Genomic DNA, 14,592 nt, shown 5'->3' with positions numbered 1-14,592 from the left:
GCCGTGGAATCCCCCTGCCACTGTCGCCGGAGGGGCGCAGTCAGCGACCGAAACAGCCCCCATGCGTCGTCTGGACTTCAGCGGACAGCCCCTTCGCCAATGAGGGCGAACGATCCCCAAAAGGCAGGATAAGCGTATTTCGACGACGAGCTGTCGTTCAGAAGGCCGAGCATCGCGCGCCGCAGCGCCTCCGCACGCCCGATCGCGGGCTCGGCCTTGAGCAGGTCGAACGTCGACGTCGTGAGACGGGCCGCCGCCTCCGAATCGACCGCCCAATGCGTGACCAGCAGGGCCCGCGCACCGGCGTAGAAAAAGGTCCGCGCCAGCCCCGACAGCGCCTCGGCACCCGGCTTGTCGCCGGCAATCGTGTTGCAGGCGGACAGCACGACCCAGTCGGCATTGAGCTTCAGTTGGGCGACCTCGCTTGCCGTCAGCAGGCCATCATCGAACGCGGACGGCTGCGGCGGGATCGAAAGCGCGAGCGACGGCTCGGCAACGCCCTTGACGTCGCCTGCCACCAGGCCATGGGTGGCGAAGTAGACGACGCGGTAGTCGGTCAGGGCCAGCCGCTTCACCGTGGTCTCGCTCGCGTCGACGCCGAGATGGATGTCGGACACCGAGGCCGCGAGGTCCCGGGCGACCGCGGTCAACTCGTCGGCCGTTTCCGGAAGCTGCGGCAATGCTTCGGCGAGCCTCGCACGATCGACACCCGCTCCCTTCCAGAAGTCCGTGTAGGCGATGACGGGCACGCTACGCGTGGCAAAGCGGTTTTCCCTGCCGAGGTCCGAGGGGTCGAACAGCGGGTCGCCGAAGCCGGTCATCGGTTTCGGGGCTCGATCGCGCTGGGCATAGCCGCGGAGCGCCTTCAGGCTTCCGACCGACGGCAGCACCGACACCGCATGACGCTTCAGGAGCCAGTCCGCCGCGCGATAGCCTTCGATCGCTTCGGGCACGGCAGCCGGCGACATCGACGTCACGAGCAGATGGAACGGCAAAGCCGTCAGGACGCCGGCCGGCGCAATCAACAGGCTGCGTTTGCCCGCGACCAGCGTCTCGACCGGGCCGATCAGGGCCGCGTAGAGCTCGTTGGCGAGCGCCAGGTCGAACGGCTGCGAGTTTCCCGATGCATCGCTCGTCCGACCGAGATCGAGACCTCTACGGAACGCCACGACCTTCTCGGTCACAGCGCCCGCCCCGAGCGGAACCGTCTGCCAGTCGACATTGTCACGCGTCAGGGCGATGACGAAGCTCTCCTTGTCGCCGAGCGCGAACAGCACCATCGCCTCGTCGCCGGACAAAAGCGTCTGGACCTCCCGCTGTTTGAGCGACAAGGGATTCGACAGGGCGGCATAGTCGGGAAACTCGACGGCCAAGGTTTTCTGTAGGGCCGCACGCTCTCGTGCGACGACGGCGAGCCGTTCCCGCCCGCGCTGGGCCACGGCCGGATCGCGTCCCGCCTGCCTCGAAAGCCCCGCGATGATCGCCTTGTCGAGTTGCTCCGCCTCGCTCGCGAGATCCTGGTCCTTCCGAACCAGTTCGGCGAGACGGTCGGTTCCGGCGGCGAGCCTCACCGCGAGCTTGTCGACCGCCGACGCGGCCGAGGACCGCGTGCTGCGCTGGATCACGTCGAGGGCCGCGTCGAGGGCCGTCTCGCGCGGCATCATCCCGAGCTGTTGCGCGCCGAACAGCACCGGCAACGCGATCCGCGTCTGCGCGCGGCCGACGGCGATCAGGCGTTCCTCGAGCGGCAAAGCGTCGGCGATGCGGCCTTCGGCCAGATAGAGCGACGCCAGATTGTCGACGGCGGCCGCGGTGTCCGGATGATCGGGGCCGACGGTGGCGTCGCGGATCGCGAGCGACCGCTTGAACAGCGGCTCGGCATCGGCGAAACGGCCCTTGCGTTGAAACAGGTCGGCGAGGTTGTTCAGCGAACGCGCGACATCCGGATGGGTCTTGCCGAGCACCTTCTCACGGATGGCGAGCGAGCGCCTGATCAGAGGCGCGGCCTCGTCGTATCGCCCTTCGGCCTTGACGACCTGGCCGAGATTGTTGAGCACGGTCGCCACGGCCGGGTTTTCCGGACCCGCCACCTTCTCGTAGAGCGCGAGCGCCCGCCTGAATAGCGGCTCGGACTCGGAATGGCGATCCTGCCGCTCGAAGTTGGTGGCGAGATTGTTGAGGGCGCGGCCCCGATCTGGATGTGTCGACGGAAGCTGTTTCTCCGACAGGGCGAGCACCCGCCGGAACAGCGGCTCGGCGTCGGCATAGCGCTGCTGGCGCTGATAAAGCGCGGCGAGATTGTTGAGCTCGGGTGCGATTTCGACCGAGTCCAGTCCGACCGCCTTTTCCATGATCGCGATCGCGCGCTTGAACAGCGGCTCGGCCTCTGCGTCGCGGCCGACGGCGCCGTAGAGCTGCGCGAGGTTGTTCGTCGCGCCGGCGAGATCCTTTGTCGGCGGCCCCTTCTCGAGGCTCGCCAGCATGGCTTCCGCAAGCGGAATCGCTTCGGCATATTTTCCGGCGCCGCCGAGCGCGTTGATTCGCGCGCTCTGCGCCCCGAGGCCTTCCGCCGACACCCGATCGGCCGAGCCGGTGCCCGCAGCCAGGGCCACACATATCATCAGCGCCAGTCGATTGCGGTGGGTCATGATGGCTCGCGCGCCAAAGGAATCCGATGCGTCGAGGTTTTCGAGCGTGTGCAGTCAGGGCCACACGCTCGATCCCGGCGTTGTTGCCGCCGAGCCTCGCTGCCTTGGACGCTTCCCAAGCGCAGCCGGTTCAAAGGACCGCCGACGCCCGACAAAAGCAGCCTGAGCAATCGCGGACGTCGCCCAACGGCGTTGCGATCGGTCCCCTTCGGGCACGACGGGCGGGGCCTATGAGCGGTCTTGTGAGCGGTCGTGGCCGTGTCGCCTTCAAGACCGGGGCGAGCTTCAGGCGAGCCCGCCAGACGGCCGTTCTGGAACGCCCCCGGACCAAGCCGCCACTGTGCGGCGCCACCCCGGGCGATGGCAGGCAACCCGCTCGCCCCGACAAGACGTTGATCCCCGCCCGCCGCGGTCGTAGGGTCCGGGGGCCGTCGCCCGACGGCGACCGATTGCGCCCCGCACATCGTGCCGGGCGCGCCCTGCAACGACCACGAGAGATCTCATGGCGTCGATCACGCTCCGGCGTCCGGACGACTGGCACGTTCATTTCCGTGACGGCGCGGTGTTGCGCACCGTCGTCCCGATCACGGCGCGCCGCTTCGGCCGCGCCATCGTGATGCCGAACCTCACGCCGCCCGTGACCACGGCCGCAATGGCCGCGGCCTATCGCGAGCGCGTCCGTGCTGCGATCCCGGCGGGCGTGAACTTCACGCCGCTGATGACCTGCTATCTCACCGACGCGACCGACCCGGCCGACCTGATCGCCGGCCATCGCGACGGCGTCTTCACGGCGGCAAAGCTCTATCCGGCGAACGCCACCACCAATTCGAGCCACGGCGTCACCGACGTCGCCCGCATTTTTTCGGTGCTCGCGGCGATGGAGAAGGCCGGCATGCCGCTCCTGGTGCACGGCGAGGTCAACGACCAGACGGTCGACATCTTCGATCGCGAGGCGGTGTTCATCGAGCGGGTGCTCGACCCGACGCGAAAGCGGTTCCCCGGCCTCAAGGTCGTGATGGAGCACGTGACCACCAAGGAGGCGGTCGACTATGTCCGCGCCGGCGGTCCGCTGATCGGCGCCACCATCACGCCGCAGCACCTGATGATCAACCGCAACGCCATTTTTCGCGGCGGCATAAGGCCGCACTATTACTGCCTGCCGATCGCCAAGCGCGAACAGCACCGGCTCGCCGTGCGGGCGGCGGCGACGAGCGGCGAGCGATCGTTCTTCCTCGGCACCGACACGGCGCCGCATCTGCGCCACCTGAAAGAGGCCGAGTGCGGCTGCGCCGGCCTGTTCAACGCACCCGCCGCGCTCGAATGCTACGCCACCGTGTTCGCGCAGGAGAACGCGCTGGACAAGCTCGAGGCCTTCGCGTCGCTCAACGGGCCGGCCTTCTATGGCCTGCCGCCGAACGAGGAGCGCGTGACGCTGGTCGATACGCCGCCGGCCGCGCCCGTCGAGGTCGCGGTGCCGGGCGAAGGCAGCCTGCGGGCATTCGGGTCCGACGAGGCGCTGGGCTGGAGCGTGGCCGAAGCCGCCGCGGCGTGAGTTTCGCCCGGTCGGGCGCGCGTCTCAGCGCGACCGCTGGCGCGGCGCCGGCGCCGGCCGCGGCCCGGCGGAGGGCTTGGCGGCGCCGACCAGCTCCCAGGTGCCGGCGCCGACGCGGTTGTTGACGTCGACGATCCCGTCGTCGCGCACGCAGGAATAGCTCGCCGAGAACGTCAGCGTGCCGTTCGGCGCGAACGTGCGGGTGTCGGTCGCCGTGCAGTTGCGGCCCGGGATCGACCCCTCGGTCTGCACCGTGTTGCCACGCCGCACCCCGGTGGCCCGGCCCTGGTCGATCTCGATCCGCACGGCGTCCTTGTCGAACCGCCAGGTGCTGACGAAGCGGGTCCCCGGATCGTCGGCGAACCATGCCGTCACCCGCACGTCGGCGACCGCGGGCGGCACCGCCGCGGCCCATTGCGAGTCGAGCGTCAGGCCGTAGCGCTCCAGCGTGTCGTCGAGGGTCTTCAGCGCAGCCGCGGCCGGCGCCCCCTGCGCGACCAGATCGCGCCGGACCTGGTCGACCGCGCCGAGCATCCAGGCCCGGTGGGCGGCGTCGTAGACGTAGCGGGCCCGCAGCCGCCACGGCTCTGCCAGGGCCGCCCGGATGGCGGCACTGTCGGCCGCGCGGGCGAAGGCCTGCGCGGCCGGCCCGTCGCCGCCGGCGGCCGCCTGAAGATACTCCGCCAGCGCATCGAGCGTGGCAGCCCGCAATGTCACCTGGGCCGAGATGCCGGCGAGGTATTTGAGCTGGCCCGGCGTCGGCCGCTTGCCGGAGGCGATGAAGACGTCGCGGAACATCTCCTCGACCGGAACGTCGGCGGGCAGCCGGTACCACTCGGCATCCTGCTCGTCCCAGAGCAGCGCCACGTCGAACACCCTTTCGGGCGGCGCGACGCGCGGACGAAACAGCTCCGGCGGCGACGACGGCACGTAGACCGACGCGTCGGCCAAGGTCTCGCCGTACTGGGCGACGAGCTGGCGATAGCGCGGATCGTCCTTGCCGCCACGCGCGTCGCCGCCGAGGCGGTCCTGCTCGCGGCGCGCCCGCAGGTGCTCGATGAGCGACCCGCCGGCCGCGCCGAGCGCCCCGACGGCCTGCCGATAGGCGGCGAGCGGCGTGGCCGCGTCCTCGCCCGAGGCACCGCCGGTGGCGGCGGCGAGCGCGTCGACATCCTCCGGCCGCACGGCCGCGAGCACGGCTGCGACCTCGTGTCCGGCGTCGCGCCAGGACGGCGTCAGCGCGACGAAGCCTGCGAACCGCGCCAGCGCTTCGTCGTGGCGCCGCAGAGCGGCCCGGGCGCGATCGAAGCCGAGGTCGGCGGCGACCGCCCCGCGCCGCGCCGCCAACGCCGCGAGCGCCCGGTCGAGCGGTGCCAGGGCGCGGTGACTGGCGGCCGCGGCGGCCGAGACGGCGGCGAAGTCGGCCGCGATCGTCGCGTCGGGCGTCGCGACCGCCGGGGCCGTCTGGTTCGGAGGGATCGCGGCGGGCTGCGCGGCCGTGCCGGCCGGCACCAGCGAGGCGACCAGCGAGGCGACCAGCGAGCCGGCCACGACCGCGATCGAAACGGCCCGCCGGAGCGGCCCGGATCGCCAGTCGGCGGGGGTGATCGGCATCGATCTCCTCCGGGACTCCCGGCCGGCGGGCGGCGCGGGTGCCACGTCCAGAGCGTTTCCAGGCGACATGGACGGCGGCTCGCGTGAAGAAAACGCTCTATCCATCAACTCTCGGAGCGCGTTCGGACGCAAAACCGGCATCCGCTTTCGTCGAACGCGTCCCACCACCGAGGCTAGCGATGGCTCACCGGGCCTGCAAGGTATCGGCGCAGGCCAGCCGGGCGGCCATCAGGCCACCCGCCATGTGCCGTCCGTCAGTGCGGCCGTCCAGCCGTCTCACTCGGCCGCTTTGGGCAATACCGGGATCGTGCAGGCCGAGCGCCCCGTCCGGCACCAATAGATGTAGAGCTGCGCCAGCGCGCAGGAGGCGAGGCGGGCGCGGTCGTTGTCGGCCCGGCTGGTGAGGATGATCGGGACCCGGGCGCCGACCACGAGGCCGGCCGACTCGGCGCGGGCCACGAAGGTCAGCTCCTTGGCCAGCATGTTGCCGGATTCGAGGTTGGGGACGATCAGCACCTCGGCCCGGCCGGCGACCAGCGAGGTGATGCCCTTGGTGCGCGCGGCCGTGACGTCCATGGCGTTGTCCATGGCGAGCGGGCCGTCGACGATGCCGCCCTTGATCTGGCCGCGCTCGGCCATCTTGGACAGGGCCGCGGCGTCGAGCGTCGAGGGGATGTTGGGATTCACGGTCTCGACCGCCGACAGCACGCCGACACGCGGCGTCTCGATGCCGCAGGCGCGTGCGAGGTCGATGCCGTTCTGGACGATGTCGACCTTGGTGGTGAGGTCCGGCGCGATGTTGATGGCGCAGTCGGTGATGAACAGGAGATGGTCGAGCGTCGGCACGTCGAGCACGAAGGCGTGGCTGAGCCGGCGCACGCCGCGCAGTCCGCCGTCGCGCTTCATGACGGCGCCGAGCAGCGCCTCGGCACTGACATTGCCCTTCATCAGGGCCGCGGCCTTGCCGGTGTTGACCAGGGCGACGGCCCGCTTGGAGGCCTCGCGATCGTCGGACACGTCGATCAGCTCGAAGCGGCCGATATCGACCCCGAGATCCTTGGCGGCGGCGCGGATGCGGCCGCCGTCGCCGACCAGGATCGGCACGATCAGCCCCTCCTCGGCCGACAGCACGGCACCGCCCAGCGCATGCCGGTCGTCGGGACCGAGCACCGCGGTCGGTAACGGCGGCAGGCGCTTCGCCACGGCGATCAGCGGGGCGAAATGATCGTGCTCGTCGAGGATGATGTGCGGCAGATCCTGCGCCTCGGTGACGATGGTGGTCAGCGGCGCGTCGACCTCGGCAATGCCTTGGACGACCACCCGCCCGTCTTCCTCGCGCACCGTGGTCTCGAACAAGGCGAGCGGCTTCTCCCGCTTCTCGATGCACTTGACCTCGATGCGCAGGCGCGAGCCGATGCGGACCCGCTCGACGAAATTGAAGCTCTGCGCCCGATAGACGGTGCCGGGCCCGGGCAGCAGGTTGCCGAGCACGGCCGACACCAGCGAGCCCACCCACAGGGAGGGCGCCACCGGCTCGCCCTGGTTGGCCTGGTCGGGACTGCTCGGAAGCGTGACGGGATTGAGATTCCCGGAAACGTGCGCAAACAGAAACATGTCTTGGGCCGTGCACGTCCTGTCGAGGGCGGCCGTTGCGCCCACCTCCAGTTCGTCCCAGGTCGTATTGCGCACGCTCGTTCCTTTCATGACCCGTCTCCCTAGAATGTGGATATGCGGCGGTCTTGGCGCGGACGCGCGCCGCCTGCGAGCATCGTAGCTCTATCGAAGACGGAAATCTTGCTCTACGTCAAAGTGATCCGATCCGGCTCGGATAGCCATTGATGGACCACGGCATACCCTCGACCACCCGCCTCCCCGGCACCGGAAAACAGACAGGACTGGACCCGTGAAAGCCGCCGACATCATGACCCGCACCGTGATCACGGTGGAGCCCGATGCGCCCGCACGCGTGATCGCCAAACTGTTGCACCAGAACGGAATCAGCGCCGTGCCGGTGGTCGACGAGGCCGGCTTGCTGCTCGGCATGGTGAGCGAGGGCGACCTGATTCCGCGCGACGAGCACGACCGCGACGCCCGCCGCGACTGGTGGCTGCGGATGCTCTCCGAGGGCGAGGAGCTCAATGCCGAGTTCGTCGCCCATCTGGAGAAGGACAAGCGCGTCGCCCGCGACATCATGACGTCGCCGGTGATCACCGTCCCGGAGGACGCCGACATCATCGAGGTCGCCGGCGTGCTCGCCGGCAAGCGAATCAAGCGCGCCCCGGTGCTGAGCAACGGCAGGATGCTGGGCATCGTCAGCCGTGCCGACCTCGTCAGGGCCATCGCCGGCAACGGTTCGACCGCCGCGCCGCCGCCGAGCGAGCGCACGCCCGACAGCCTGCAGGCGGCAGAGGAGCACCTGACGGCCCTGCAGGCCCGCATGAAGCAGAAGATCGCCGGAGACGCCGCGTCGGCCGCCAAGGCCGCGCCGCCTCCAGCGACCGGCCCCGGCCTGTCGGCCTCCAGCTTCCGCGGCCTTGTCGAGCGGCACGAGAAGGACGAGTCGACGCTGCGTTCGGACACGCACCGGCAGGCGCAGGAGAAGCGGCAACACGAGGCGAGCGAGATGCTGGCCGCCGAGCTGACCGACGCCGCCTGGAGCCGGATGATTCACGAGGCGCAGGTCGCCGCCGAGAAGGGCGAGACCGAGCACATGCTGCTGCGCTTCCCGTGCGAGCTGTGCACCGATCACGGCCGCGCCATCAACGTCCCCGATCCGGAATGGCCGGCGACGCTGCGCGGCCTGGCGGCCCGGGTGTTCCTGCGCTGGCAGGAGGAGCTGCGGTCCAAGGGCTTCGGCCTCACGGCCCGCATCGTCGACTTCCCGGACGGCGTGCCCGGCGACGTCGGCCTGTTCCTGTCCTGGGGGAAGTGAGAGCCGGCACGACATCCCCCCGGTCCAATGCTTGGACGACCGTCGAAAGAGGTTGCGCCACACAATCGATATTTCTACCTTTGCGCGAATTGCTCGAGGTCTTTTCGGGGCAGGCGTGGGGTCGTCGGTGGAGTTCACCAAGGCGGTATTGCAGGCGTCTGCGGAGGCGCTGAGCGCATCCGCGGATCCATACGAGCAGGCGGTCGGCGAGAACTACGCCTTCGAAGAGAATGTCGGCGACGCCCGCCGTGATCATTTCGAGGGTCTTTGGGATGGCACGGCCGGAGTGACCGAAGCCGCAAATACCTACTTTTTCGCTTCGATCCAGGGCAATACGCGGGGGCACCGGCCTTCGACGTTCGAGCCAGACCTCAACGCGCCGGCCCTGCTGCCCGCCACCCTGGAGCCCAACCAGAAGATCGTCCGGCTGGAGCGTATCGACCAGCTCCTCCGCCGTGATCCGGCGCTCGGCTACGACCGCCTCGCGGACGCAAAGCGCGACGGGGACACCGAGACGCTGACGGAGTTCACCAACCTGTTCGCGACTTTCGACGGCGAGCGGCCGGCATTCGCGGCCTTCAAGATCGAGGTCGAGAACGACCTCAAAGAGCCCGACTGGCTGCGCCGGCTGGTCCTTCGCCTCGGGCTCGTCCATCACGTCCCGGCCGACGGCGAGACGTTTCGTTTCGCCCTGATGGAATATACGGCCAAGGACGTCTTCGAGCAGGCGAAGCCGAAACGCATCGAGCGGCCCTTCGCTCTCGCCACCGTCCTGGAATCGCGGGACAATCCGGCCTTCGTGCCGGTTCCGCGCGGGTCTTCGAACGGCTTCACGCTCGACCTGGCGGCTCCTGATCCCTATGCGGTCGCCGTGCGAGAGGTCCTGCACACGCGTTTGGATTACAGCAACCGCCATGTGCTAAGGTTTGGGGCGCTGTCGGGACCGATCCCGGTTCCCGACATCTTGGACGTGCGGGAACAGCATCTCGCCGCCCTTCGTTCAACCACCGGCCGGACCAATTTCGGAGAGCGCCGGACGGCGGATGTAGACGGATGACCGTGGCAGTGAACCCGGCGCAGGTGGACCCGGTCCAGGATCGGTGGCGCGACGCTGTCCGCAAGGACGGGCGCGCCGCGGTCGTAAGCCTGCTCGACAGCACGGCCCGGCTTGGGCGCCTCGCCGCGGCCGAGCCCGAGGACGCTGCCGCCACGTTGCTGCTCGGCGCCGACGACACGACGCTCGCCGCCTTCGACTGCGGATGCCTCGACGCGCTGCTGGCCTTCCGGGCCACGATCCTGTCGCTGACGGGCACGGCCTTCCAGGCGGCGCTCGGCCGGCTGGTGGCGCTCGTCTCGATCGTGCGGCGGCTGGCGCCGCATGGAACGGTCGTCGACCTGCACCGGCACTACATCGCCTGGAACGGCTTCTTCGAGAATTTTGTGATCGACCGCGGGCTAGACCTGCGGCGCGAGTTCTGGCGCATTTTGGCGCTCACTCAGGACGAAGCCGCCACGGCCGGCCTCGAACCGCGCCGGCTGATGCCGCTGTGGCTGGCGATCTGCGGCGAGAGCGGCGGATCCGGCCAGTACGATGCGAGCTGCCTGCGCGTCGCCCTGCTCGGCCTGCGCCGGCTGCCGCTCGGCGAGGCGTTCTCCTCCAACGAGGACTTCGCGCTGCACGGCCTCGCCCGCTGGGCCGCGTCGCGCAATCCGCTGAAGAAGGATTTTTTGCGCGAGTGGCATGTGCTGGAGGGCGACTATCCGCACGGTCCCGGCTTTTGGCCGCCGCGGGTGGAGGCGACCGTCGCGGCGATGGAGCAGGAATTGTTCGAGCGTACCCAGAAAACGGGCGCGCCGCGAAAGACGTTTCCGGCTGCCGCGTGGTGGCGGGAGGATGTCGAGATCGTCACGCGTTCACGCTCGCCGCACGAGTTGTCGCGGTCCGTGCAGCCGCCCCCGCGCGAGCGCCTCGAAGAGCTGCTTCGGCGGATCGGCGAGCCGTTCGCCAAGGCCAAGCCGGCCCTCGATGTGCTGATCGGCGGCCACCGCCGCTACGCCGACGCGACCGGCGACGTGTTCTATCTGGTCCGTACCGCCTGCAATGTCGGGATGCGGCTGATCGAGAAGGCGCCCGCCGGCGAGCGCGAGGTCCGGGGCGAGGCCGCCGTCCGGCTCGCCGCCCTGGCGTTCGCGTACAGCCCGACCGATGCTTTCGCCTGGTCGCTGCTGCTGCGCGCCCTCACGGCCGCCGGACGTCCCGCCGATGCCGAGCAGGTCGGCTGGGAGGCGATGCGGCGCTTTCCGGAAAACCCGCAATGGCGAAACCAACTCGCCACCGTGCTGGTCGACGATTTCGGCCGCGCCGAAGAGGCTGCGGCGCTGCTGCGCGAGTCGACGGCGCAGTTCCCGGACGATGAGCATTCTCGGACCCAGCTCGCCACCGTGCTGGCCGAGCACCTCCGTCGACCTGAGGACGCGGCCGAGATTCTGCGCGGCGCGATGATGATCCTGCCCAGCAAGCCCACGCCTCGCACCCAGCTCGCCACCGTGCTGGCCGACGACCTCGGCCTGACGGACGAGGCGCTGGCGGTGCTTCAGGCCGCCCAGCGCGACGGCGCCGCCAACGACGTCACGGCGCTGCTGCTCGGCAAGCTGCAGCGCGGGCTGAAGCTGCGCGGCCACCGGCAATCCCGCAAGCGATCCGAGCCCGCCTCCGCCACCCTCGACCTGCCGACCGCCGCGGCGCGCCGCGCGCTGTTCCGCTTCGAGCATGGGCTCGCCGACCTCGCCGACGTCCGCGGCTTTCTCGACCGCCACAGCCCCGATGCCTATCTCGCCTATGTGGGCGACCGCACCGGCGCCCGGCCGGCCCCGGCGACGACGACCTTCGCGCTGGCCTTCGACGGCGCCGCCCGAAAGGGCTCGGCCGAGGCGCTGCGCATCCTGATCGGCCGCGCGCGATCGCTCGACCGCATCCTGATCAGCCAGGCGATTGGGGCTCTCGAGTCGCGCATCGAAGGTTTTCAGTTGGACGAAGCCGACGCCGGCGGCGCCGCGCGGGTCAGAACCCTGGTCGATCGCTTCGCCGCCGCCAACGCCCCGACACCGGACCAGCGCCTGCTGCTGCTGCGCGACACCGCGGGATCGTTCCTCTCGACCGACGTGCTGCGCCTCGCCGCCTGAGGCCAGAAGCGCTCCCGACATCGAAAACGGGCGCCGCGAAGGGCGCCCGTTGTCGTCTCGTCGGTCTTGCAAAAGCGCGCTACGCGGCCCGCACCGCACTCAGGAACTTGCCCACCTCCTGGCGCAGGCGGCCGCCGTCCTTGGACAGCTCCTGGGCGGAGGCGAGCACCTGGCCCGAGGCCGTGCCGGTCTCGCTGGCGCCGCGGTTGACGTCGGTGATGTGGCGCGCGACCTGGTCGGTGCCCTTGGCGGCCTCCTGGACGTTGCGGGCGATCTCGCCGGTCGCCGCCCCCTGCTCCTCGACGGCCGCCGCGATCGCCGCGGCGATCTCGGCGATCTTGCCGATGGTGCCGCCGATCGCCTTGATGGCGATCACCGAGTCGTGGGTGGCGCCCTGCATCTCGGAAATCTGGGCCGAGATGTCGCCGGTCGCCTTGCCGGTCTGGGCGGCCAGCGCCTTCACCTCCTGCGCCACGACGGCGAAGCCCTTGCCGGCGTCGCCGGCGCGCGCCGCCTCGATGGTGGCGTTGAGCGCCAAGAGGTTGGTCTGCTCGGCGATGGCCGTGATCAGCTTGACCACGTCACCGATCCGGCCGGCCGACTGCGACAGTGCCGTGATGCGCTCGTCGGTGGTGCGGGCCTCGGCGACCGCCTGGGCGGCGATGCGGCTCGACTCCTGCACCTGACGGCCGATCTCGCCGACCGAGGAGGCCATCTCGTTGGTGGCCGAGGCGACCGAGGCGACATTGGCCGAGGCCTGCTCGGACGCGGCCGCGACACTGCCGGCGAGCGTCTGGGTGGTCTCGGCCGTGGTCGCCATCGCGCCGGCCGCCGCCTCGAGGGCGCCCGAGGCCTGCGACACCCGCTCGACGATCTGCCCGACAGCGGCCTCGAACTCGCCGGCGAGCCGGGCCATGGCGGCGCGGCGCTCCTCGGCGGTTTGCGCCTCGGTCGCCTTGCGGTCGGCCTCGAGCTGCTCGACCCGGGCCAGGTTGTCGCGGAAGGCGAGCGCGGCGCGCGCCGCCTCGCCGACCTCGTCGTAGCGGGTCGTGTAGGGGATCTCGACGCCGCGGTTGCCGTCGGCGAGGCCGCGCAGCACCTCGCCGATCCGGCGTACCGGCTTGCCGACCATCAGGCCGCCGAACACGGCGGAACCGATCAGCACGACGACCACCAGCAGGCCGAGGATCACGGACACCTGCGTCGCCCGGCTGACGCCGCCGATCAGCTCGCCCGCCTCGGCGCGGACCAACTGGGTCGCGGAGGCGACGGTCGCGCCGATCAGCGCGTCGATCTCGCTCACCAGCGGGCGCAGCTTGGTGTCGAGCACCTGGTTCTGCTGGGCGCGCGCCTTCACGGTCTGGTCGATCACCTCGGAGAAGCGGGCGAGGTTCTTGTCGAGCCCGTCGAGCGCCGCGATCAGGGTGGCATCGCTCAGCTTGCCGCGGCCTTGCCGCAGCATGTCCTGCGCCTTCTTCTGCAACGGCGGGATCCGGGCCGCCTGGGCGGCCGCCTCGGTGGCATCGTAGCGCCAGGAGACGATGCGGGCCGTCTTGGAGATCGAATCGGCCTCGCGCACCAGCGCCTCGACGTCGGCGCCGTTCGGCAGCGCCTTGAGGGCCGCGGCGCCGACGAACCCGTCGAACGCCTTGTTCCACACGTCGAGAACCTGGTCGCGGGCGACCCACAGGTCGAAGATCTGCTTCTGCAGAACGCCGATCTCCTCCACGGCCGCGTCGTAGCTCTTGAGCAGCGCGGTCGCCTTGTCGAGCCGATCCTGGTTGGCCGCGAGCCGCACGCCGCTCCGCATATCGCCGAGATAGCCGGCCGCCGCCGCCGCCGTGGTCCGGAAGCCCGCCAGCGCCTTGTCGACCTCATCCTTGGCGCGCGCCATCTTGATCTCGCGGAACGAGACCCGCATGCGCTCGAACTCGACCTGGGCACGGCCGGCATCCTGGATGAGCTTCTGGCGGGTGAGCGCCGTCTCGGTGGCGCCGATCGTGTCGCGCCCGCTGAAGAAGACGTTGCCGACCAGCACGGACACCAGCGCGATGCCGACCGCGGCCGAGAGCGTCAGCTTGGCGCCGACCCGCAAACGAAGCCCCCGCATGAACCCCTCCGAGACGCACAGCCGCGGCCTGACCTTGCAGCAGCCACGCATGCCTGTGAGGATTAGTACGGCGTAGAGCTTGAAAGCCGAGTTAACGAAGCCTTTCCGATTGCGCCCATGAGCGCGCCGGCGGGAAATGGCGACATCCATGGTCGGTTTTCCCGGGCTGCCGGCGCCGGTGGGATCCCATCCCCGGCGCTCGTCTTCTGCACCACGGAATCAGGGTTTCGAGAGCCGGGCGTCGGAGGCGCCCAAGGAACTGTCGACGGATGTCATGTACCTGCGTCACTGCGCGAAAGGCCCGGCGCATCGGTCGCAGCGGCGGGGGCCAACAAACTCCGCCCGCACCTCGCCCAACACCTTGCGGTGGCCGCGGCAATCGCCCAAGATTGCCGGCGTCCGTCATAATCGAACTATTTCCGGCACACGCCGCAGCCACCCCCGGCGACGTGCTGCCCAAATGTCCGGACCGTCGACACCGAGCATCGGCGCCGACGCAAGGACGAGTAACGCCGAAGAAAAGCCGGCGACCCGCATGCGGGTCGGGCCGGAC

The 14,592-nt window shown here is 70.1% G+C and carries 8 protein-coding genes; 4 read left to right on the top strand and 4 right to left on the bottom strand.

Annotation, left to right across the window (positions count from 1 at the left end; genetic code table 11):
• Nucleotides 1-77: 77 nt before the first annotated feature.
• On the bottom strand, nucleotides 78-2,648 hold the full coding sequence (locus HXX10_RS05945; protein WP_296520665.1) for a CHAT domain-containing tetratricopeptide repeat protein: 2,571 nt from the start codon (nucleotides 2,646-2,648) through the stop codon (nucleotides 78-80).
• 502 nt (nucleotides 2,649-3,150) lie between these two features.
• Here HXX10_RS05945 and pyrC point away from each other — a divergent pair.
• Nucleotides 3,151-4,200, top strand: a complete 1,050-nt coding sequence (pyrC, locus tag HXX10_RS05940) for a dihydroorotase (RefSeq protein WP_296520664.1) — start codon at nucleotides 3,151-3,153, stop codon at nucleotides 4,198-4,200.
• A gap of 24 nt (nucleotides 4,201-4,224) precedes the next feature.
• Here the strand turns inward: pyrC and HXX10_RS05935 are convergent, their stop codons facing one another.
• A complete protein-coding gene (locus HXX10_RS05935) occupies nucleotides 4,225-5,814 on the bottom strand; it encodes a hypothetical protein (protein ID WP_296520662.1) in 1,590 nt (529 codons plus the stop codon).
• 276 nt (nucleotides 5,815-6,090) lie between these two features.
• Nucleotides 6,091-7,518: a bifunctional enoyl-CoA hydratase/phosphate acetyltransferase gene (locus HXX10_RS05930; protein ID WP_296520660.1), complete on the bottom strand. Its 1,428-nt coding sequence runs from the start codon at nucleotides 7,516-7,518 to the stop codon at nucleotides 6,091-6,093.
• A 199-nt stretch (nucleotides 7,519-7,717) separates the two neighbouring features.
• Here HXX10_RS05930 and HXX10_RS05925 point away from each other — a divergent pair, with 199 nt between their 5' ends.
• The 3 genes from HXX10_RS05925 (at nucleotide 7,718) to HXX10_RS05915 (ending at nucleotide 11,929) form a co-directional block, all read left to right on the top strand.
• Nucleotides 7,718-8,746 (top strand): CBS domain-containing protein, encoded by a 1,029-nt coding sequence (locus HXX10_RS05925; protein WP_296520659.1) that lies wholly within the window; start codon nucleotides 7,718-7,720, stop codon nucleotides 8,744-8,746.
• A 127-nt stretch (nucleotides 8,747-8,873) separates the two neighbouring features.
• Nucleotides 8,874-9,803: a hypothetical protein gene (locus tag HXX10_RS05920; protein WP_296520657.1), complete on the top strand. Its 930-nt coding sequence runs from the start codon at nucleotides 8,874-8,876 to the stop codon at nucleotides 9,801-9,803.
• On the top strand, nucleotides 9,800-11,929 hold the full coding sequence (locus HXX10_RS05915) for a hypothetical protein (protein WP_296520656.1): 2,130 nt from the start codon (nucleotides 9,800-9,802) through the stop codon (nucleotides 11,927-11,929). Before HXX10_RS05920 ends, HXX10_RS05915 begins: the two co-directional genes overlap by 4 nt.
• A gap of 79 nt (nucleotides 11,930-12,008) precedes the next feature.
• On the opposite strand, the gene HXX10_RS05910 is transcribed toward HXX10_RS05915, so the two are convergent.
• The gene (locus HXX10_RS05910; RefSeq protein ID WP_296520654.1) at nucleotides 12,009-14,039 is read right to left on the bottom strand and encodes a methyl-accepting chemotaxis protein; all 2,031 of its coding nucleotides are present in this window, start codon (nucleotides 14,037-14,039) and stop codon (nucleotides 12,009-12,011) included.
• Nucleotides 14,040-14,592 lie beyond the last annotated feature (553 nt).

This window comes from Rhodoplanes sp. (assembly GCF_013377085.1).
Lineage (GTDB): Bacteria > Pseudomonadota > Alphaproteobacteria > Rhizobiales > Xanthobacteraceae > Rhodoplanes.
Note: the sequence above shows the minus strand (reverse complement) of the source record. Positions and strands in the feature narration are given on the sequence as shown.

Excerpts from the sequence above, each read along its gene's own strand:
- HXX10_RS05945 (WP_296520665.1), bottom strand. The coding sequence starts at position 2,648 with ATGACCCACCGCAATCGACTGGCGCTGATGATATGTGTGGCCCTGGCT.
- pyrC (WP_296520664.1), top strand. The coding sequence starts at position 3,151 with ATGGCGTCGATCACGCTCCGGCGTCCGGACGACTGGCACGTTCATTTC.
- HXX10_RS05935 (WP_296520662.1), bottom strand. The coding sequence starts at position 5,814 with ATGCCGATCACCCCCGCCGACTGGCGATCCGGGCCGCTCCGGCGGGCC.
- HXX10_RS05930 (WP_296520660.1), bottom strand. The coding sequence starts at position 7,518 with ATGAAAGGAACGAGCGTGCGCAATACGACCTGGGACGAACTGGAGGTG.
- HXX10_RS05915 (WP_296520656.1), top strand. The coding sequence starts at position 9,800 with ATGACCGTGGCAGTGAACCCGGCGCAGGTGGACCCGGTCCAGGATCGG.
- HXX10_RS05910 (WP_296520654.1), bottom strand. The coding sequence starts at position 14,039 with ATGCGGGGGCTTCGTTTGCGGGTCGGCGCCAAGCTGACGCTCTCGGCC.